Annotated in this window: 16 protein-coding genes and 1 pseudogene; 9 read left to right on the plus strand and 8 right to left on the minus strand. The window is 59.6% G+C overall.

Annotated features, from left to right (window positions below):
* Nucleotides 1-220: 220 nt before the first annotated feature.
* From ACTJKM_RS17310 to ACTJKM_RS17345, 8 genes and pseudogenes are all read right to left on the minus strand, one after another.
* Nucleotides 221-349, minus strand: coding sequence for an ATP-binding cassette domain-containing protein (locus ACTJKM_RS17310; protein WP_245296219.1), 129 nt, complete (start codon nt 347-349; stop codon nt 221-223).
* A 93-nt stretch (nt 350-442) separates the two neighbouring features.
* Nucleotides 443-2295, minus strand: a pseudogene (locus ACTJKM_RS17315) (ABC transporter ATP-binding protein).
* 435 nt (nt 2296-2730) lie between these two features.
* Nucleotides 2731-4215, minus strand: a complete 1485-nt coding sequence (locus ACTJKM_RS17320; RefSeq protein WP_197423510.1) for an amidohydrolase — start codon at nt 4213-4215, stop codon at nt 2731-2733.
* A gap of 494 nt (nt 4216-4709) precedes the next feature.
* A complete protein-coding gene (locus ACTJKM_RS17325) occupies nt 4710-6092 on the minus strand; it encodes an aminotransferase (protein ID WP_058328836.1) in 1383 nt (460 codons plus the stop codon).
* A 54-nt stretch (nt 6093-6146) separates the two neighbouring features.
* Entirely contained in the window at nt 6147-6971 is an 825-nt protein-coding gene (locus ACTJKM_RS17330) for an ABC transporter permease (RefSeq protein WP_057248610.1), read from the minus strand.
* Complete coding sequence (locus tag ACTJKM_RS17335) at nt 6971-7873, minus strand: ABC transporter permease (RefSeq protein ID WP_440660667.1); 903 nt, start codon at nt 7871-7873, stop codon at nt 6971-6973. Before ACTJKM_RS17335 ends, ACTJKM_RS17330 begins: the two co-directional genes overlap by 1 nt.
* Nucleotides 7870-8934: an ABC transporter ATP-binding protein gene (locus ACTJKM_RS17340; protein ID WP_058328835.1), complete on the minus strand. Its 1065-nt coding sequence runs from the start codon at nt 8932-8934 to the stop codon at nt 7870-7872. Before ACTJKM_RS17340 ends, ACTJKM_RS17335 begins: the two co-directional genes overlap by 4 nt.
* Before the next feature lie 25 nt (nt 8935-8959).
* Nucleotides 8960-10006, minus strand: a complete 1047-nt coding sequence (locus tag ACTJKM_RS17345) for an ABC transporter substrate-binding protein (RefSeq protein ID WP_058328834.1) — start codon at nt 10004-10006, stop codon at nt 8960-8962.
* Nucleotides 10007-10117: 111 nt separating this feature from the next.
* On the opposite strand from ACTJKM_RS17345, the gene ACTJKM_RS17350 reads away from it, so the two are divergent.
* From ACTJKM_RS17350 to ACTJKM_RS17390, 9 genes are all read left to right on the plus strand, one after another.
* Complete coding sequence (locus ACTJKM_RS17350) at nt 10118-10783, plus strand: MarR family winged helix-turn-helix transcriptional regulator (RefSeq protein ID WP_197423509.1); 666 nt, start codon at nt 10118-10120, stop codon at nt 10781-10783.
* An 86-nt stretch (nt 10784-10869) separates the two neighbouring features.
* Nucleotides 10870-11796 carry a hydroxymethylglutaryl-CoA lyase gene (locus ACTJKM_RS17355; protein WP_058328833.1) on the plus strand — a complete coding sequence of 309 codons (927 nt, stop codon included), beginning with the start codon at nt 10870-10872 and terminating at the stop codon, nt 11794-11796.
* Between the two features lie 9 nt (nt 11797-11805).
* A complete protein-coding gene (locus ACTJKM_RS17360) occupies nt 11806-12552 on the plus strand; it encodes an enoyl-CoA hydratase/isomerase family protein (protein WP_058328832.1) in 747 nt (248 codons plus the stop codon).
* Nucleotides 12549-13739 carry a CaiB/BaiF CoA transferase family protein gene (locus tag ACTJKM_RS17365; RefSeq protein ID WP_058328831.1) on the plus strand — a complete coding sequence of 397 codons (1191 nt, stop codon included), beginning with the start codon at nt 12549-12551 and terminating at the stop codon, nt 13737-13739. Before ACTJKM_RS17360 ends, ACTJKM_RS17365 begins: the two co-directional genes overlap by 4 nt.
* Complete coding sequence (locus ACTJKM_RS17370; protein ID WP_058328830.1) at nt 13736-14503, plus strand: enoyl-CoA hydratase/isomerase family protein; 768 nt, start codon at nt 13736-13738, stop codon at nt 14501-14503. The genes ACTJKM_RS17365 and ACTJKM_RS17370 overlap by 4 nt, the downstream gene beginning before the upstream one ends.
* On the plus strand, nt 14500-16113 hold the full coding sequence (locus ACTJKM_RS17375; protein WP_058328829.1) for an AMP-binding protein: 1614 nt from the start codon (nt 14500-14502) through the stop codon (nt 16111-16113). The genes ACTJKM_RS17370 and ACTJKM_RS17375 overlap by 4 nt, the downstream gene beginning before the upstream one ends.
* A 1-nt stretch (nt 16114) precedes the next feature.
* Nucleotides 16115-17107, plus strand: a complete 993-nt coding sequence (locus ACTJKM_RS17380) for an NAD(P)H-dependent flavin oxidoreductase (protein WP_058328828.1) — start codon at nt 16115-16117, stop codon at nt 17105-17107.
* Complete coding sequence (locus ACTJKM_RS17385) at nt 17097-18527, plus strand: NAD-dependent succinate-semialdehyde dehydrogenase (protein ID WP_058328827.1); 1431 nt, start codon at nt 17097-17099, stop codon at nt 18525-18527. Before ACTJKM_RS17380 ends, ACTJKM_RS17385 begins: the two co-directional genes overlap by 11 nt.
* Nucleotides 18528-18595: 68 nt before the next feature.
* The gene (locus tag ACTJKM_RS17390) at nt 18596-20203 is read left to right on the plus strand and encodes a GMC family oxidoreductase (protein ID WP_058328826.1); all 1608 of its coding nucleotides are present in this window, start codon (nt 18596-18598) and stop codon (nt 20201-20203) included.
* The last annotated feature ends 143 nt before the right edge of the window (nt 20204-20346 follow it).

Raw genomic sequence — 20346 nt, forward strand, 5'->3', positions numbered from 1 at the left:
GGTCAACCGTTAGCCGCCTGATTCGCGTTGCATCATCGCAGTCCACGAGAATCGGCAAATAATCATCCCGCGGCCGAGGCGCCTTCCTCAAGGAATGAAAGGCGAGTTTGGCCTTCGAGGATAACCATTCGTCGCGTGTCCGCAATTTGAGCGAGGCGGATCATCCATTCGATGGTCTTGGCGCGTTGCCAACCTTCGACTGATCCATGGTCGACGACCATTACGGCACTTGGTACTCCAATGCTGTCAAAAACAGCACGTCGACAGCATCTTGAAAGCGCTCCGCGATTGCCTTGGCAATCGTGGTCTTTCCGGAACCGGATGCACCTACCAACACAACAACTGGCATGCTTCCCCCTGCCGCTTAGCGACGTTCTAGAAAGTGATTGCATCCCTCACCGTGAACGGAACCAAGCCAGGGGTGCTGTGCCCAGAATGGCACCTACTCCAGTTCTTCTGGTATGAAGCCACCTGTCTGCCGCTTCCAAAGACGGGCATAGAGCCCGTCTCGCTCCAGAAGCGCATCCGGCGTGCCTTCCTCAATGATCTGACCACGATCCAGGACGATGATCCTGTCCATCCTTGCGATTGTCGACAGGCGGTGGGCGATCGCAATCACAGTCTTACCCTCCATCAGCAGATTGAGCTTTTCCTGGATCGCTGCCTCGGCCTCGCTATCGAGGGCGGACGTTGCCTCGTCGAGAATCAGAATTGGCGCATTCTTCAGCAGCACCCGCGCGATCGAAACACGCTGCCGCTGACCTCCCGAAAGCTTGATGCCACGATCGCCGGCGAACGCCTCATAAGCTTTTCGCCCCTCGCCATCGGTCAGTTCGGCGATGAAGGCATCGGCTTGCGCCGCCCTTGCGGCCTGCTCAATCTCTGTCTGGCTTGCTTCGGGGCGGCCATACCGGATGTTGTCGCCGACCGACCGGTGCAAGAGCGCGACATCCTGGGCGATGACCCCAATGTTTCGCCGCAGACTGGCCTGACTCACGGCGCGAATGTCTTGACCGTCGATCTCGATGCTGCCCTCCTGGATGTCGTAGAAACGTAGCAGCAGACTGACGAGCGTCGTCTTTCCGGCGCCGGAAAGGCCTATCAACCCCACCTTTTCACCCGGGTGGACCGTCAGCGACAAGCCATCGATAACCGGCCGGTTCGACTTATAAGCAAAGCGGACGTTCTCGAAACGAATTTCGCCGTGCTGGACAACAAGCTTCGTCGCACCCTGCCGATCGGTCACGGTCGGCGGCGTGGTCATCACAGGCATCGCATCTTTGATCGTGCCCAGCGCCTTGAAGACCTGCTGCCCCATCTGCAGGAAGGTGAAGGAATTCGCCGAAAGCCTCTGGAGAATATAGACGGTCGCGACGAAATCACCGACAGTCAAAGAGCTGTCGAAAGGCCCCCAAAAGCCGATCCCCAGCATGGCGAGCCAGAGCAGCATATTGAGGCTGATGACGACGAGTTCCGTGGTCCTGTAGATGCGCTGCTCGTGGTGAAGCGTAGCGACGGCCTTCGACATGATCTTGCGGAGTGCACCTGCCTCGCTATCTTCGGCCGCGAACTGTTGACCATCTGGATGTTGCCATAGATGTCGGTCATCGCGCCGGACACCAGACTGTTCTGCTTCGCCGAGCGGCGCGCGCGCTCTGTGAAGTCGGGTACGACCTTCATCGTGAAGAGCACGTTTACGACTACCCAGATGACCACTGGTACCGCCAACTGCCACGAGAGGGTAAACAGGAGCAGGACCGAGCCGACGATCTGAAGCAGGAAGCGAGGCGCTGTCTGAAAGGCGATCAGGATCTGCTGCTGAACGGCATTGGCGACCTGGTTGAGACGCGATGCCACCTGCCCGGCAAACAAGTCGTGGAAGAACGCGAGGTCCTGCCCTTCGATGGCCTTATGTCCCTGCCACTGTATGGCGATTGGCAGACTGATGCCGATCGTATGCGAGTTCAGAATGTTGGTGATGTAGAAAAAGACCGGCATCACCGGAAAGATCAAAAAGGCCAAGAACGCCAAAAGCCAGAAACGGTTCTCAACGAAGTGTTCGACGCCCTCTGTCGCCACGCCGTCAACGATCACCGACAGCCCCCAGATGATCGTCAGATTGATGGCTTCCACCGCCATCGACGTCAACGCCATCGCAACCACGACGCCACGAAACATCCGGATGAAATGCAGAAGCACCGCACCTGGCCCGTTGGTCGGCAGTGGCTGATAGGGGATATCCAGCGGTCGGATCAGCGTTTCGAAAGGGCGGTAGATCGCATCTGAAATCGACATGAGAAGCTCGGTTTGATTGTCAAAGGACGGCACACCATTACTTGCCGCGCATAACAACATCTTCCGGTTGCAATCTCAACCAATCCCTTTGACTGGCATGCCCTCCACGTGTTTCGAGGTGATTGCCTCGGGAAGCCAAGCACCTTCCTCCTTAAGACCGCCCGCCTTGTCCATGACGGGAATCGCAGCTCGACAACCACGGCGCCAGTCGCACCCTTCCAGACGATACATTATGCGATCTTCTTGGCCCAAAAGGTGAACGTCACGGCAACAAGCCCCCCGACAGCCAGGGCCGAACGTACCTTCGCTGTTCAACCCCATACCGCCGCTCCTGCGCGCGGCCCATCCCCAGACAAGTTACCGGTCTCTGGGCCCAACCTCGTTTCACACTAACACCACCCGCTTGGGTTTTTGCTGCGGTTGATACGGGTCCGCTTACGCCGGCGCGCTGTAGACTTCGTGCCCCTCGAAGATGGTCTTCAGTACCTGCGCTCCGGCGATCTCAGCAGCCGAAATTTCGTAGAGATCGCGGTCGAGCACGATAAAATCGGCCGACAAGCCCGGCGCTAGGCGCCCTGTTCGATCGCCGAGGCCCATTGCCGTGGCGCCGTTGCGCGTCATAAGCGGCAACGCCTGATCGAGGGTGATCGCCTCGTGTGGCCCATGAATTCCTTCAAACTGGCCGGTAGGATCACGGCGTGTCAGCAGGCCGGCGAGCGCATGCCACGGGTTGAGCTCTGGAAAGATCGTCATCCAGTCCGAGCCCAGCGCCATGTTCACGCCGGCTTCCAGCATGGAGCGGATTGGCCAGACCGTTGCGTAACGTTCTTTGCCGACGACGCGCTCATGGGCGAGGCTAGCATGGTTGACGAACCACATGGGCGGACTGAGGTCAGCAACTATTCGCAACCGCTTCATACGCGAAAACTCCCGATGCGGAATGTATTGACCGTGGGCAATGTGGTGCCAGGGGCCACCGTCGCCGTTTTCGTCACGCACTCTCTCCACGGCATCGAGCACGCGTACAACGGCGGCGTCTCCCACCGCATGCACCTTTACACCGACGCCTTGCTTGTCGAAGGCCGCTATTTCGGCGAAAAGTTCCTCCGGTGAAAGATACATTTCGCCATACCCGTCTGTGCCGGGATACGGCTCAATCATGGCAGCAGTCTTCAGCGACGGCACGCCGTCGAGGAAGATCTTGGCATTCTCGGCAATCATGTGCGGCCCACAGACCTCCTTGCGGCGTGCAAGCAGCGCTTCCGAGCCAGGAGACCAAGTTGAACAGGTTCGGCTTGCCGAAAGCGTGAAGCCTGCCCAGGTCGACAGTTCTTCAGCATCATCCAGTGCTCGGAAAGCATCGATCATCTCCGGTGTCGACTGGGCGTCGACGAATCCGGTAACACCGACCGAATTGAAGTAGCGCATCGCGGCTCGCGCCACGTCGACCATCTCGCTGTCTCTAAGCATCGGAATCGCGGCATCGACGATCCACATCGCGTTCTCTTCGAGCAGCCCGGTAGCCTCGCCGCGAATGCGCACGATCCGACCGCCCGCAGGGTCCGGCGTCGCCGCGTCAATGCCCGCGCGTGCTAGCCCGGCCTCGTTGGCGAAAGCTCCATGCAGGCTGCTGTGGATGAGGAGCGTCGGACGGCCTCCGCTCGCTTCATCCAGTTGCCGCTTGGCATCGAGGCCAGCTCGTTGGATATCGGCGAGGGCACGCGCGCCATAGGCACTGCCAGTGAGCCATTCGCCTTCGCGCTTACCTGCAGCTGCCGCGCGGACCCGCGCCAAGATAGTCCCAAAGTCATCGCCGGCATCGATAACGAATGAGCGCAGGCGCGTCGTCATGCCGGTGATCACATGCAAATGGAAATCGAAGACACCAGGCATGACGAAGCGCCCGCCGAGATCGATCACCTTCGTTGTCGTTCCGATGAACGGCTTCAGTTCTGCCGCAGTACCGATAGCGAGGATGCGGCCCGCCGCGTCGACGGCGAGCGCTTCGGCTAAGGGGCGCTCCAGATCCATCGTCCGGATCGCGCCGTTGGTGTAAAGCGTGCTGGCTTCCATGTTATTTTGCACCCCTGCTCAGGCTTCGTATTTCGCCTCGGTCGAATTCGCAGTCGGATGGCGTGCGGCGATGGCACGCAAATGATGTTGGCCGACGACCTTGCTGGGCGCGGTCGCGGCACCCAGCCCCGCAATGAACACCCGATCTGCAGGAAATCCAGATACTCGGCTACCGCGACCGCATCAAAGTCGTGTTCTACCGACGCAAGGGATATGATACCGATCAAGCCCCTGCTTAAACAACTTGCTGCAGTCCGGCTGCGCCGGCGCTGCAAGGGCTTGTGCAAGCCCTTGCGATTGTTTCGTATATGGCCAATATCGATCACGCTCCCCAGTAATTCTCAGCCCAGCTTCCCGCCCGAACGGGAATAGTCGTCCAGAGCCGTATCGAGTGCGCGTTTAAAACGATCGGCGATTTGGTCGATCTGTTGCGTGGTTGCGATGAGCGGCGGCGCAAAGGCAATGGCCGAACCAAGCGAGCGGCAGACGAGGCCGTTTTCGAAGGCGTGGTTCTGGACGCCAAGTCCGAACTGCAGTTCGGGCGAAAATGCCTCACGGCTCGTCTTGCTGCGCACCAGTTCCACGCCCCACATCAGGCCGACGCCACGGACCTCCCCTACGAGCGGGTGATCCACGAGAGGGTGCAGGAGCTTGCCCATGTGCTCCCCAAGCGCTTTAACGCCGTCGATAATGCCGTCTTCCTCGTAGATGCGCAAAGTTTCGACCCCGACAGCACAGGCCACCGGGTGAGCACCATAGGTGTATCCGTGGCCGAAGACGCCGATTTTCTCGCTCTGTGCCCTCATGCCTTCATAGATGCGCTCCGATAGGAGGATTGCCGACAGCGGCATGTATGCAGACGTCAATGCCTTCGCGCAGGTGATTATATCGGGTCGCATTTCATAGGTCTGCGCTCCCCACCAGTTGCCAGTCCGACCGAAGCCGGTAATGACTTCGTCGGCAATCAGGAGGACGTCGTGCTTCTTCAGGACCTTCTGGATCTTTTCAAAATAGGTCTTCGGCGGGAGCACCACACCACCAGTGCCCATGGCGGGTTCAGCGAAGAAGGCCGCGACTGTTTCGGGCCCCTCAGCAACGATCAGCGCGTCAAGTTCATCGGTCAGACGCGTTGCAAACTCCTCTTCGGTCTCGCCTGGCAAGCCATCGCGATAGAAGTGCGGGCAGGTCACATGCAGGAAGCCATCGAGCGGTAGGTTCCAGTCGCGATGCAAATGCGGTAAGCCGGTAATACTGGCGGATGCGATTGAGGTGCCGTGATAGGCGCGCTTGCGAGCAATGATCTTCTTTTTTTCCGTGCGCCCCTGCGAGTTGAAATAGTACCAAACAAGCTTGACTGCGGTGTCATTGGCCTCCGATCCGGAACTTTGAAAGAGAACCTTCGACATTGGCACTGGCGCCAACCGCAGCAGCCGATCGGACAACTCGATGGCCGGCTCGGTCGTTCGATGGGCGAAATTCTGGTAATAAGGCAGAGTATTCATCTGGCGCGTTGCAGCCTCGACCAAGCGCTTTTCGCTCATGCCGAGAGCGGCGCACCACAGACCTGACATCCCTTCGATGTACTGCTTGCCGTCATCGTCGTAGACATAGGCGCCCTCACCGCGCGACATGATCGTCGGGCCCACCTTCTCGTGCAAAGCGAGATTGGTCTGGGGATGGATCTGCACGGCGATGTCGAGCGCGCGAAGCGAATTCTGAAGCATGGTTTCCTCCTGAGGGGCGACTGCTGCCAGTCGATGAATGATGGACCGCGAAGCTTATTGTTCGGCGGCCCTGGCCTTCGGCCTTTTGACGAATTGCGCGCCTATAAGGATCACGATCGAGGCGACCACCAGCATGGACGAAATAGCGGCCACGGTCGGGTCAACTTGGTCGCGAATGTTGGCGAACATGCGCTTGGTGAGCGTAGAGTTGGCGCCGCTGGAGACGAACAACGACACAATGACCTCGTCGAATGAGGTAATGAACGCAAACAGCATGCCGGACACGATTGAGATCCTGATCTGCGGCAGGGTGACGGTGAAGAAGGCCCAGGCCGGCGAAGCTCCAAGGCTGCGGGCAGCCCGCTCCTGGTTAAAATCGAAGCCCTGCAGACCATTGGTCACAGCAATCATGACAAAGGGGATTGCAAGCGTCGTATGAGCCAGGATGAGGCCCGTGAGCGTATTGTTCATACCAAGCTTTGCGAAGACGAAGAACACGCCGATCGCCACAAAGATCAGCGGTACCATCATTGGCAGGATGAGAACGCTGCGAATGACGAAATTGAACGGGTTCGTCGATTTGAAGAGGCCATAGCTTGCGAGCGTTCCCAGGATTGTCGCTAAGAGAGTAGTGGCGCCAGCCACTTTGAACGAGACGATTGCCGACTGCCGCCACTCCGGCGAGGAGAAGAACGCATCGTACCAGCGTAAACTCAGCACCCGGGGTGGAAACTCGAGATATTGGGAATCCGAAAAAGACATCGGAATGACGATCAGGCATGGAATGATCAGGAAGGCCAAGATGACCCCGACAAAGACATAGAGCCAAAGCCGCTCGCCGTGGGTGATCTGGGTGGAGGTGGCCGGAGATTTCAGCATCAGACGCCTCCTTTGGTTACGCTGGCGGCTTTAAACAGCGCGCTGACGATCCACAGAATGCTTCCGGTGACAACGAGAAGCACTACGCTCAGAGCGCTGGCCGCGCCCCAGTTTGCGAATTTGGCGATCATGTCGGCGATCTGAGTCGACCACATCGCCACTCGTCCGCCGCCAAGCAGAGCCGGCGTCAAATAGTAGCCAAGGCACAGTACGAAGATCAGCGCCACACCCGTCGCCACGCCCGGCAGTGACAAAGGCAGAAACACCTGCCGAAACGCCTGGGTCGGCGAAGCGCCGCAATTGGACGCCGCCCGCAAGAGAATGGGATCGATCGTCTTCATCGAGGCATAGAGGGGCAGGATCAGGAAGGGCAGCATGATGTGGACCATGCCGATAACGGTACCCGTCAGATTGTTAACAAGTGGCAGCGGCTCAGAGATCAACCCAAGATTCGTCAGCCAGGTGTTGATCAGCCCCTGACGCTGCAGGAGAACGAGCCAGGCATAAGTGCGCACCAGCACCGAGGTCCAGAAGGGTAGGATGATGAAGATCATCAAAATCTGCGCCACCTTCTGCGGCAGTTGCGAAAGAAGGTACGACACCGGGTAGCCGAGCACGACGCAGACGATTGTGACGATCGCCGCGACTTTGAAGGTCGTCAGAAAGCTGTCGACATAGGCGGGGCGCAGCAAACGCGCATAGTTTTCTGCCGACAAAGCGCCCGATGCGTCATAGAGCGACATCCATGCGAGCCAGGCAAACGGGATAATAAGCACCAAGACGACCAATACGAACGCAGGAGCCGACAGCCCTATAAAAGTAAGCCCGGTCTTGCGGCGGGACCGCTGCAGGACGTCCGTATTGAGTTCAATTGAGGGCATATGAGTTTCCGCCATGGTCATGAGCGGGCCCCTTCGATGATGACGCTGGACTCCGGCGTCATCCAAAGGGCAAGGCGATCGCCAGGTTTCGGCAAGGAGGTCGCTTCCGCGCCGGTATGGCGGATGGAAATTTCCGTGCTTTGGGGCAGTTCGACTGACACCATATGGCTGTCACCAAGATAGATCACATCGATGACATTGCCTTCGATCCGATTGTCGCGCTCGGGAGTGCCGTGCCAGCGCAATCGCTCCGGGCGCACCATCAGGAAGATGTCGCTTGCGGACTTCGCCGGTGCGGCGCGAACTTTGAGTGGTTGACCACCCAACGCGAAATCCGAGCCATTCCTTTCGACCGGGACGAAACGGGTGTCGCCCATGAAGCCGGCAACGAACTTGCAGTTCGGCGCATCATAGATTGCCCTCGGCGTATCCAACTGCATGATGCGGCCCCGATCGAGAACGGCGATACGGTCCGACATGGTCAGCGCTTCCTGCTGATCATGAGTGACATAGACGGTCGTCATCCCGAGAGTACGATGCAGACGCTTCAGTTCGATCTGCATGTGCTCACGCAAATTCTTGTCGAGCGCCGACAAAGGCTCATCCATTAGAAGCAGTTTGGGTTCGAATACGATGGCGCGTGCCAATGCGACGCGCTGACGCTGACCGCCTGACAGTTCGTGAATGCGTCGCCCGGCGAGATGGGCCATATGCACGGTCTCGAGCGCTTTTGTCACTTTCGCCCGAATAGTCGAGGCATCCGCCTTTCTGAGCTTCAGCGGATACGCGACATTGGCGAACACGTCCATATGCGGAAACAAAGCATAGCTCTGGAATACCATGCCCAGGTCGCGCTTGTGCGGCGGCCGGGTGATGAACTCGGTATTGTCGACCAGCAGGCTACCGCTGTCCGGTCTCTCGAAGCCGGCAATGACGTTCAGGAGCGTGGTCTTACCCGAACCCGAGGGGCCGAGAAGCGTCAGGAATTCCCCGGCAGCGATATCGAGAGATATGCCGTCCAGCGCCTTGTAGCTCCCATAGGCCTTATGGATCTGGCGGATCGAAACTGCACCTGATGTCATTGCCGTTCTCCGTATGCGATCGACGTCAGTTCGACATCAACAGGCTGTAGTCCTCGCGAACGAGAGCATTATTGTCGCGCCACCAATTGGCGTTCAGGAAGGTTTGCTTCTTGACGTTTTCCGGCGACATGTTCGACTTGGCCAGCACCTCGGGCGCGAACTTCTTGACTTCGAAGGCATGGCTGTTCGTTGGTCCGTAGTATGGCATCATTTCCGGAATGCGCGCCTGGACTTCAGGAGACACAACGCCAGCGATGAACTTTTGCGCCGCTTCGACGTTCTGCGATCCCTTTAGAATGGCGAGGCAGCCATAGCCGAGAATGGCGTCCTGATAGGTGAACTCAACGGGCGCGCCATCCTTGATGACATTGGCAACGCGGCTACCCCAAATTGCCATCATGTCGACTTCCTTGTCCTTGATCAGCTGCGCAGACTGTGCGCCGGAGGACCACCAGACGGCGACATTCCCTTTGATCTTGTCCAGAGAGGCGAGCGCGCGCTTGGTGTCGAGCGGATAGAGCTTGTCCTTTTCCACACCGTCAGCCAGGAGGGCGATCTCCATCATCTCCTGCGGGTAGCTGCTCAGCGCACGACGGCCTGGGAAATTTTCCACGTCCCAAAGGTCCTTCCAGCCTTGCGGCTTCTTGTCCTTGTATACGTCGGTGCGCCAGGCGAGCACTACCGAATACGTGTTCGTTGCGATCCAGTTGTCGCCATAGCCGAGCTGATCGAAACCAGTGGTGTCGATCACCTTATAGTCGAGCGTTTCGAACAGGCCTTCTTTGCCGCCGACGGCGCATTCGTCGGCGCCGAGATGCACGACATCCCATGTCGGTGAACCCGATTGGACCTGAACCCGCACCGCCGCCAGACCGTCATGGGTCTCCTCGCGCAGCTGAACCCCTACCGCATCGGCCGCCGGCTGCCAGATCGTGTTGCGCAGGTCCGTCTGTAGGTTGCCGCCGAAACCAGCGATCGTCAGCGTCGCGTCGGCCGCGCTAGCAGGTACCGCCATCGATGCGATAAAGGCCGCACCAACGATGCAGGCCGATTTATGCCGCAGTGAAATCATGTTTGCTCCTCCACGAAAACAGATCCGACCGTCCCGCCACTCCTCCGGCGAGATCATCGTGGTCGACAAGTCGTCGGCCACATGCCAATCTAGTTGACGAAATTAACTACATTGTTCACGTTGTCAACTAATTTTCTGCGCGACTTTGGCAAAACTGGCATCGCCGGAAGAAATCGAGCAGAAAGAGACCGATTCACACCCGGAGAGGAAACGACTGTGCAGAACCGCGATCAGCTCAATGAAAAATCAGGGGACTACTTCGATCGGCTCCACGAGCAGTCGGAAAAGGAACCCGATATCCGCGACCTGTTCAGCTTCCAGCTTCAGCGGTTGGCAGGACTTTCGACCCGCATTGCGGCCCTTTCCATTCGCCCCAAATACGGCATTACGCCACGGGAGTGGCGCGTTCTTGCGGTTCTGAAATACCTTGGAGAGGTGCCGCTACAGGAACTGGCGAAGCATAGCGGCCTTCTGAAAAGCCAGATGAGCCGTACCGTGTCGGCAATGATTGAGCGCGGCTACATCGCCAAGACCGCCAACCCGCAGGACGGACGCAGCATCCTGTTGACGCTAAGCCCAGAAGGCCTGGCACTGTCGCGAAGCATCCTCGAGGACTCCTTCGAGCGAAACGAGGAAATGCTCGCCACTTTGAGCCGCGCCGAGCAACAAATCCTTGTCGAGCTCCTGCGCCGCGTCACCCGTACGAGCAGTAAATATTATCACGAATTGCGCAACACCGCCTCACAGTCGGACCTCAAGAGCCTCGAGGAAGAGTGAGGCACATGGTAATCTCGGAAAGAAAATTAGTTGACATTGTGAACGAATGAATTCATTCCTGTCGTCAAGCCGAACGGAGGTGAGGCATGGCGAGCGAAATCACAATCTGCGAATGCTTTGCGCGAGACGGACTGCAGCATGAGGCTGTTTCGACGTCCACGGCCGACAAGATCGCGTTGATCAATGCGTTCTCGGATACCGGCTTTCCCAGAATTGAAGCGACAAGTTACAGCAGCCCGGAGCACGTCCCTGTCTTTGCAGATGCGTCGCAGGTTCTGGCAGGCATCACCAGACGCAAGGGCACGCGCTACAAGGCCACCTGCCCCAACATTAAAGCTGTTCAACGCGCGATTACCGATCTCGATGCCGGATATGGCACCGAAGAAATCAGCCTGCTGGTTTCTGCCACCGAAGCCCACACCCAGCGCAACCTTAGAACTACCCGAGAATTGCAGTGGGCGAATGTCGCGGAAATGGTGAAATTGGCGGATGGCCGCTTCCGGCTGATCGGGGTGATTTCCATGGCCCTTGGCTGCCCCTTCGAAGGCAAGGTCGATCCGTCGAGTGTGCTTGCTGACCTCGCCCGTTTTTCGCAACTCGGTGTGCACCACGTTTCCGTCTGCGATACGACAGGGCATGGCACACCGGCGTCGATAAAAGGCCTCTTTAAGCGGATCGCCCACGAACTCCCGGATATGACCCCGATCGCCCATTTCCACGACAGTCGCGGAACGGGGCTTGCCAACTGCTACGCCGCCTATGAGTCAGGTTGCCGTTGGTTCGACAGTGCGATGGGCGGCGTCGGCGGCCACCCGGCACAAATCAAATACGGCGAAGGTTTCACGGGCAATGTCGCCACAGAAGACCTCGTCAACCTGTTCGAAGCCGAAGGGATCGAGACCGGTCTCGACCTGGAGAAACTGCAAGAGGCCTCCCGTCGCTGCGAGGCCATCCTCAAACGTGAACTTTTAAGCCGGGTCGCGCGCAGCGGCTTTGGCCATCTGGCAGCATAGGGTTAGGGCATGAACGTTCCATCTTCTACCGTTCTTCTCGCCGAGACACGCGGCGCGGTGCGCATCGTTACGATGAACCGCCCCGAAAAGCTTAACGCGTTGAATACCGAACTCACCCAAGCGATCCAGGATGCGCTTTTGGCCGCGGATGCCGATCCCGCGATCCGCGCGATCGTGTTGGCCGGGAATGGCCGTGGTTTTTGCGCTGGCGCCGACCTGTCAGAGTTCGAGACACTGACTCCGGGAAACCAGGATCTGGTCGAAAAGCGCGCCGATTTGACGTGCCGAACGCAGGCAATGATGCAAAGCCTGTCGAAGCCCATCGTTTCCGCGGTGCAGGGCGCGGCCGTCGGCGGCGGCGCAGGCCTTGCCATCGGCTGCGACATGATGGTGGCGGCGACGAACCTGAAATTCGGCTATCCGGAGCTGAAGCATTCCATTGTGCCAGCACTGGTCATGACAGGCCTGCAGCGGTCGCTGGGTCGCAAGGCTGCTTTCGAAATGATCAGCCTCGGCCGGTTGATTGGTGCGGATGAAGCTATGTCACTCGGCCTGTGCAACCGCGTTGTGCCCCCGGAGGGGATTCTCGCGGCGGCGGTCGAGATTGCAGAGGCGTGGGCGACGGCCAACCCGCTCGCCATGGCAGCCGCAAAGGCGCTCTACTATCAGGTGGCGGACCTCCCCTACCCTCAAGCCATGGCCGCTGGCCGCGAGCTTAATGCTAAAATGCGCAGTTTCCGCACGGAGGCCAAATGAAACCGCTTGAAGGCATCCGTATTCTGGATTTTTCCCGTGTCCTGGCAGGCCCGATGGCGACCCAGATTCTCGCTGAGTTGGGCGCAACTGTCACAAAGGTGGAGCGCCCGGGTGGCGGCGATGAATCGCGCGTGTTCGAGCCGCGTCTTCCCGGAGGCGAAAGTGCCTACTTCTTTGCTTTCAATCGCGGCAAGCGATCGTTGACGCTGAATCTGAAGTCGCCAAAGGCGCAGCAGATCGCAGCACGGCTCGCAGCGCAGCACGACGTCGTGCTGGAAAACTTCCTTCCCGGCGACATGGATCGCTTCGATCTTGGCTACGGCAAACTCTCGGCGCTCAATCCAGGCCTGATCTATGTTTCCAATACCGGCTTCGGCCAGACCGGACCGTATCGAGAGCGCGCCGGCTACGACACGGTGTTTCAAGCATTATCCGGTATCATGCACCTGACTGGCCATCCCGATACGCCGCCGGCCAAGGCTGGCGTGCCGATCGCCGACTTGACCGCCGGCCTGTGGATCGCGATCGCCATTCTAACCGGCCTCGTCGGCAGGGGCCGCAGTGGTAAGGGGTGCCATATCGACCTTGCGATGATGGATGTGCAGGCAAGTCTGCTTGCGCTGGCCGCCGCGCGCCTTTTCGCCTTGGACGAAGATATCGGTCGCTCCGGCACAGAGCATCCGGGCCGCGTTCCCTCAGCAGCCTTCCAGTGCCGTGATGGCGGATGGTTGCATATCAGCGGCAGCGATCAACATTGGGGACGACTGTGTGACGTCCTCGGCCTGTCTGAGCTCGGTGCCGACCCCGCCCTCGCCAAGAACGGCGGGCGAGTGGCCAATCGAAAAAGAGTGATGGACGAGATGCGCACGGCGATTGCGGCATGTGAGCGCGCGCCGCTGGCCGAAGCGCTACGCGCAGTCGGCATACCGGCCGGCGAAGTCAACACGACGCGGCAGATCCTTGATGATCCGCATATGCTGGCGCGCGGTATGGTAGGCACGTTCGAACACCCGGCGGAAGGCACGTTCAAGGCACTTCGCACGCCTGTGAATTTCGAAGGTTTCGACAGCCCCGAGATAGGCTGTCCGCCGCTGCTTGGCGCCGACACCGAGACCATTTTGAGAGACGAGATGAACCTGACCGACGCTGAGATTGCGGCGCTTCGGAAGGAAGGAGCGATCGGATGAGCCTCGATGCTGTATCGGTAACGCAGGACGGGGCCATCGCGCGCGTTGTCCTGAACCGCCCGCAGTCCCGCAACGCGGTCAATCTTGAAATGTGCATCGCGCTTCGCGAGGCATTTCAACGCCTGGACTCAAAGCCAGATGTCCGCGTCATTCTGCTTTCCGCCAACGGTCCAGTATTCTGTGCGGGCGCGGACCTAAAGGAACGCGCCGACAAGGACGAAGCTTGGGTGCTTGCGCGCCGGCAGGCCTCCTTCGCCGCCTATGACGCGATCGGCCGCTGCGGCAAGCCGATTGTCGCTCTGACGCAAGGGCCGGTCGTCGGCTCCGGCGGTGAGATTCTCATGAGTTGCGACTTCGTCGTCGCGTCTGAGAACACGACATTCCGCTTCCCGGAACCACAATGGGGCACGGTTGGCGCCACCCAGCGCCTACAGCGGGTGATTGGACGCATGAACGCTAAGGAACTGCTCTTCACCGGTCGAATCATGCCGGTTGACGAAGCCTATCAACGCGGCCTCGTCGCGCGGGTCGTGCCGGCGGACGAACTGGAGAAGGTAGGGCAGGAAATTGCCCAAAGCATTGCGGCAGCACCACCACTTGCGATGGCGTTGTCCAAACAGGCTGTTGACCTCGGCCATGAAACCAACCTTGGCAACGGTATCCGCATCGAAATGGCAGCGATCGAACGCTGCCTTGCCGATGGCAACTGGCGCTCCGGCATCGAAAAGTTCTCCGAAGTCGTTGGCAGTGGGAGCGGCAAATGAGCGATCTCGATCTCCACGCCACTTGCCCCTTGACGATCTCTGCCGCGTTACGCCGTTCGTCGACCATTACGCCGGATGTCGAAGCGATCGTCGCAAGCGACGGCAGGCTGACATATCAAGAACTCGAAACAAGAGTTGCCGACGCCCGCGATGCGCTTTTCGCAGCGGGCGTGCGCAAGGGAGATCATGTCGGCCTGTGCCTCGGGAATTCCATTGAATGGGTCGTCATCTTCCTGGCGATCGGATCAATGGGAGCCGTGACCGTCCCCATCAATACCCGTTTCGTTACCGCCGAAATGGCGTATGCGCTAAAGCAGTCGCGCGTGACCACGCTCGTTACCTGCGATCGTTTCCTCAAGATCGACTTCATCTCAATGTTTCGCGAGGTGTGTCCAGGCCTAGATAGTGCGCTCCCGCACGATGCCCTGCCCGACCTTCGGCGAGTTCTGGTGATTGGGGACAATGTTCCTTCTGCCGCGCAAAACTTTCGTGAGCTGTACGCAAGCACGCTGGTGCGCACGAAACCAGAGGACAACGCCGACGACGTCCTCCTCATTCAATACACATCCGGCACAACTTCCTTTCCCAAGGGCGTGTTGCTTCGGCATCGCAACATGTTGCCGAATGCCTTCTTCTCCGGCCTGCGGATGGGATTGCGGCCTGGTGACCGTTTCCACAGTGCCCGCCCGTTCTTCCATGTCGCGGGCACCACGCTGTCGATCCTCTCATGTCTGCAGCATGCGGTGACCCTGGTAAGCATGGACCGCTTCGAGCCCGGCGAGGCGCTTCGCCTGATGGAAAGGGAGCGCTGCACGCATTTCTCGGGCAACGACACCATGGCGCTGATGCTCCTCACACATCCCGACCTGCCGTCGCGCCACCTCAACCTGCGCGGCGCATGGCTTGCCGCGTCCCCCACAATTGTTCGTCGTGTCATCGACGAGCTTGGCGCACGCGAATGCGTCGTTGGCTACGGGCTGTCGGAAGCCTCTCCCAATGTGGCCCAATCTTGTTGGTGGGAGCCAGAGGAGGTTCGCGTCAGCGCGGCCATGCGCGTTCAAACCGGAGTCGATGTCCGCATCCGCACTGAAGAGGGGCGTAATGCTGGACCGGACGAACCTGGCGAGATCCATGTTCGCGGCTGGAACGTCATGAAGGGCTATTTCGACAAACTGGAAGAAACCGCAGCCGCGCTGTCCGGCGATGGCTGGTTATCGACGGGTGACCTTGGCGCACTCGATACCACCGGGCGGCTAAGATTTCTCGGCAGGGCGAAGGAAATCGTGCGCGTAGGTGGCGAGAACGTATCGCCCGCCGATGTCGAAAACGTGCTGCACCAGAACAGGCTGATCCGCCAGGCGGCCGTGGTTGGCGTGCCGGATGAACGTCTCGTCGAGGTCACCGCCGCCTTCATCATTCTCAATGATGGCTGCACGGCAACGGAGGCGGAGATCATCGAGTGGTCGAAGCGGGAAATGGCGGGCTTCAAGGTGCCGCGCCACGTCTGGATCGTCGAGGATTTCGAGTCGATCGGCATGACAGCCAGTTCCAAAATTCAGAAGAAGCAACTTGCCGCCCACGCGCGCAAACTCGTGGGCATCGAGAGCTGACATGCGCATCGAGACCAACGTCACCAAATTGCTGGGCATCGACTTGCCGATCATTCAGGCAGGTATGTCCTGGGCGTCATCCAACTCGGCATTGCCACTTGCGGTGTCGAATGCCGGGGGTCTCGGCGTTCTTGCTGCCGGGCCGATGTATCCCCATGATCTCGAAGAGGCAATCAACGAGATCAGGGCGGGAACTGATCGTCCTTTCGCCGTCAACCTGCCTCTCTACCGCCAAGGCGCTGACGCGATCATCGACATGCTCTTGGCAAAACGCATCCCGGTTTTGATTGCTTCCCAGGGCGGACCGAAAAAGTACATCGATCGCTTCAAGGCCGTCGGAACGATCTGCTTGCATGTCGTCTCGGGTGAGATCCATGCCCGCAAGGCAGCTGACGCAGGCGTCGATGGGTTGATTGCCGTTGGCGGCGAAGCCGGTGGTCATCCGCCTCCGGAACTGGTTTCTACGCTCGTTCTTGGTCGGGCGATCGCCAAGGCCGTTCCCGAGATACCCCTGATCCTTTCTGGCGGCTTTGCCGATGGCTCCGGGCTCGCAGCCGCTCTCTCGCTCGGGGCGGGTGCTGCGCAATTTGGCTCACGCTTCATGATGTCGCGTGAGGCACGTCTGCATCCGGCCTATCAGGACATGCTGGTAAAAGCCGGAGTTGCCGACACGATGGTGGTCGGACGCGGTTTCGGCGCCATCCGCGTCATTCGCAACCAGTTCGCCGAAGGCATGGCGAAGGCCGAAGCCGAGGGGCTTTCCGACGATCGGCGCAAGGCGCTCTTCGTTGCCAGTTCCCTGAAAGCCGCGGCCTTCGACGGAGACGTGAGCGGCGGCAAGGTGGAGGCCGGCCAGAGCACGGGGCTCGTCTCCGAAGTTCTGCCTGCAGCCGAAATCGTCACCCGTATCGCCAAGGAATATGTGCAGGTCGTAAGCAGCCTGCCAAACGCCGTCTATGACGGAAATTCGAAGGAAATAAGCAATGTTGGATAAACCGCTTTTGATCGACGGAACCTGGCGCGCGCCTTCTGGTAGCCGCACAACCGAGGTCAAGAACCCGGCAACCGGCCAGGTCATTGCGCGACTGCCGGTCTGCGAACGAGCCGATCTCGACGAAGCGCTGGCCGCCGCAGCCAAGGGCTTTGAAATCTGGCGAAAGACGACAGCTCTGGAACGCTGCCGCGTCATGCTGCGCGCAGCCACCTTGGTTCGCGAACGCGCAGAGACAATCGCCCAGCACATGGTGCGCGAACAAGGCAAACCACTGGCGGAAGCACGGGGCGAGGCCAATGCTGCGCCGGAGCACATCGAATGGCATGCGGAAGAGGCTCGCCGCTCCTACGGTCGGGTGATCCCCTCGCGCATTCCTGGCGCGAGGCAAATCGTGATCAAGGAGCCGGTCGGCCCCGTTGCCGCCTTCTCTCCCTGGAATTTCCCGATCAATCAGCTTGTTCGCAAGATTTCCGCGGCACTCGCCGCCGGATGCTCGGTGATCGCGAAGCCACCGGAAGAAACACCATCTGCCTGCATCGAGCTCGCAAAGGCATTCCAGGACGCTGGCGTGCCAGATGGTGTCGTAAACATCGTCTTCGGCATCCCAGCTGAGGTCTCCGAATATCTTATTGCATCGCCGATCATTCAAAAGATCTCCTTTACTGGCTCGGTTCCGGTCGGCAAGGCGCTGGCCGCGGCGGCCGCCTCGCACATGAAACGTTCGACGATGGAGCTCGGGGGACATGCCCCTTACATCGTTGCGGCGGACGCAGACATTGCAGCGGCCGCCAAGCTCGGCGTCATGCTGAAGTTTCGGAACGCCGGTCAGGTCTGCGCATCGCCAACCCGCTTTTATATCGAGGACTCCGTCTACGACCGCTTCAAGGATAGCTTCGTCGCAGGGGTCAAGGCACTCAAGGTCGGTGGCGGACTGACAGAGGGCACCCAGATGGGTCCGCTGGCCAACCCGCGGCGTCTCGATGCGATGGAGATGTTCGTCGAGGACGCGGTGGCAGCCGGCGCGAAGCTGGAATGTGGTGGCCGACGCATTGGCAATGCCGGCTTCTTCTTCGAGCCGACGGTGTTGTCCGATGTGCCGGAAGAGGCACGCATCATGAACGAGGAACCCTTTGGCCCTCTGGCTGCACTGGTTCGTGTCGAATCTGTCGATGAAGCGATCAAGCACAGCAATCGCTTGCCCTTTGGCTTGGCCGCCTTCGCATTTACCCGCTCGCTGGCGGTGGCGGACCGCTTCGCGTGCGAGCTTGCAGCGGGCATGGTGTCCATCAATCATTTCGGCATCGCCGCGGCGGAGACGCCGTTCGGGGGCATCAAGGACAGCGGCTATGGCAGCGAGGGCGGGGCGGAAAGTCTCGACGCCTATCAAACTGTGAAGTTCGTCAGCCACATCGGCGCCTGATGCCGCTTTGGTGTGCTGACATCGTTCGGCGCACTCTATCTGTGGGCTCGTAGAGGATCAGACAGCGGATGAAGACGTTCGATTACATTGTGGTGGGTGGCGGCTCGGCCGGCTGCGTGGTAACGAACCGGCTCGTTACGGCCGGCAAGACAGTCCTTCTGCTGGAGGCGGGGCCGCGGGACAATACACCCTTCATCCATATCCCCGCCACCTTCGTGCGCGTGATCGGTTCCAAGCGTACGTGGATGTATGAAACGGAACCCGAACCAGGCGCCAATGGTCGTGTTCTCGTCGTGCCGCAGGGCCGAACGCTCGGCGGCGGCTCCTCCGTCAATGCAATGATCTATATTCGCGGTCAGGCGCAGGATTACGATACCTGGCGTGATCTCGGCTGTGAGGGCTGGGGCTACGACGACGTTTTGCCGGTTTTCAAGCGCTGCGAGGACAACGAGACACTCGCCGGCGAGTATCACGGGACGGGCGGGCCCTTGAAGGTCTCCGAGCCGCGCCACCGGCACCCGATCAGTTCCGCCTTCGTTCGCGCCGCGCAGGAAGTGGGTCTGCCCTTTTCGCATGACTTCAATGGGGCCTCCCAGGAAGGCATCGGCTTCTACCAGACGACAACGTTTCAGGCCCGACGCGGATCGACGGCGGCAACCTATCTAAAGGTTGTGCGGGGATCACCGCTGCTGACGATCAGTACCGAAAGTGCCGTCCGCAGCATACTGATGGAAAATGGCGCTGCCTCTGGGATCGCCTACAGGACTGCGGATGGTATCGACCACAAAGTGAAAGCCAGGGAAGAGGTCATCCTTTGCGCTGGGGCCCTCGCCACGCCAAAGCTTCTGATGCTTTCCGGCATCGGCCCAGCCGCCCATCTTTCGTCCCACGGCATTCCGGTACTACGCGATCTGCCTGGCGTCGGAGAGAATTTTCAAGATCACATCACCGCCTCGGTTTATGGCATTACCGACCGCGCGATTTCGCTGAGAGGGCAGGACAAGGGGATACGTGCCGCGGTCAACGGCCTACAATACCTGTTCAACCGCTCGGGGCTGCTCTCGTCGAACGTCGTTGAGACTGGCGGCTTCATCGACACGTCCGGCTGCGGCCGGCCCGACGTACAGTTTCACGTCACACCGGCACTTGTTGGCGATGCGTCGCGCGGTCAGATGGATGGTCACGGCGTCTCGATCAATCCATGCATCCTGCGGCCGCAAGCACGAGGCAAAGTTTCGATCAGAAGCTCCAAGGCCGAAGATCCAATCCTTTTTGTCGGGAACAACCTCACCAAGCAAGCCGACATCGACACGTTGGTGCGCGGCATCAAGCTAGGCCGAAAGATCCTCGCGGCCCCGGCGATGAAAGCGCTCGGCTTCCGCGAACTGGCGCCAGGGGACGCAGCCCAAACCGATGCTGCGATCGAGCACCACGCGCGCTCCATCGCGAAGACCGTCTATCATCCCTCGGGCACGGCCAAGATGGGCCGCGACGAGATGGCCGTCGTCGATAGTCGGCTCAGAGTAATCGGTGTGCCGCGGCTACGGATAGCAGACGCCTCCATCATGCCGACGCTCGTCAGTGGCAATACCAATGCCCCATCGATCATGATTGCCGAGCGTTGTGCCGACTTCTTACTCCAGAAGTCCGAGCTGGAGGTTCGTAGATCGAGGTAACCACATTGGAGCGCCGCGCGCGCCGCCTGACCACCCAACGAATTCCCGTCGATACATTATGCGATCATTTGGCCCAGAAGGCACATTCCATGATCTCTGGTCCCTCCGTCACCTCGGAGGCCCATCGCCACGTTGAGAGGAGC

The sequence above is a fragment of the Ensifer sp. 22460 genome (genome assembly GCF_052044935.1).
Taxonomy (GTDB): domain Bacteria; phylum Pseudomonadota; class Alphaproteobacteria; order Rhizobiales; family Rhizobiaceae; genus Ensifer.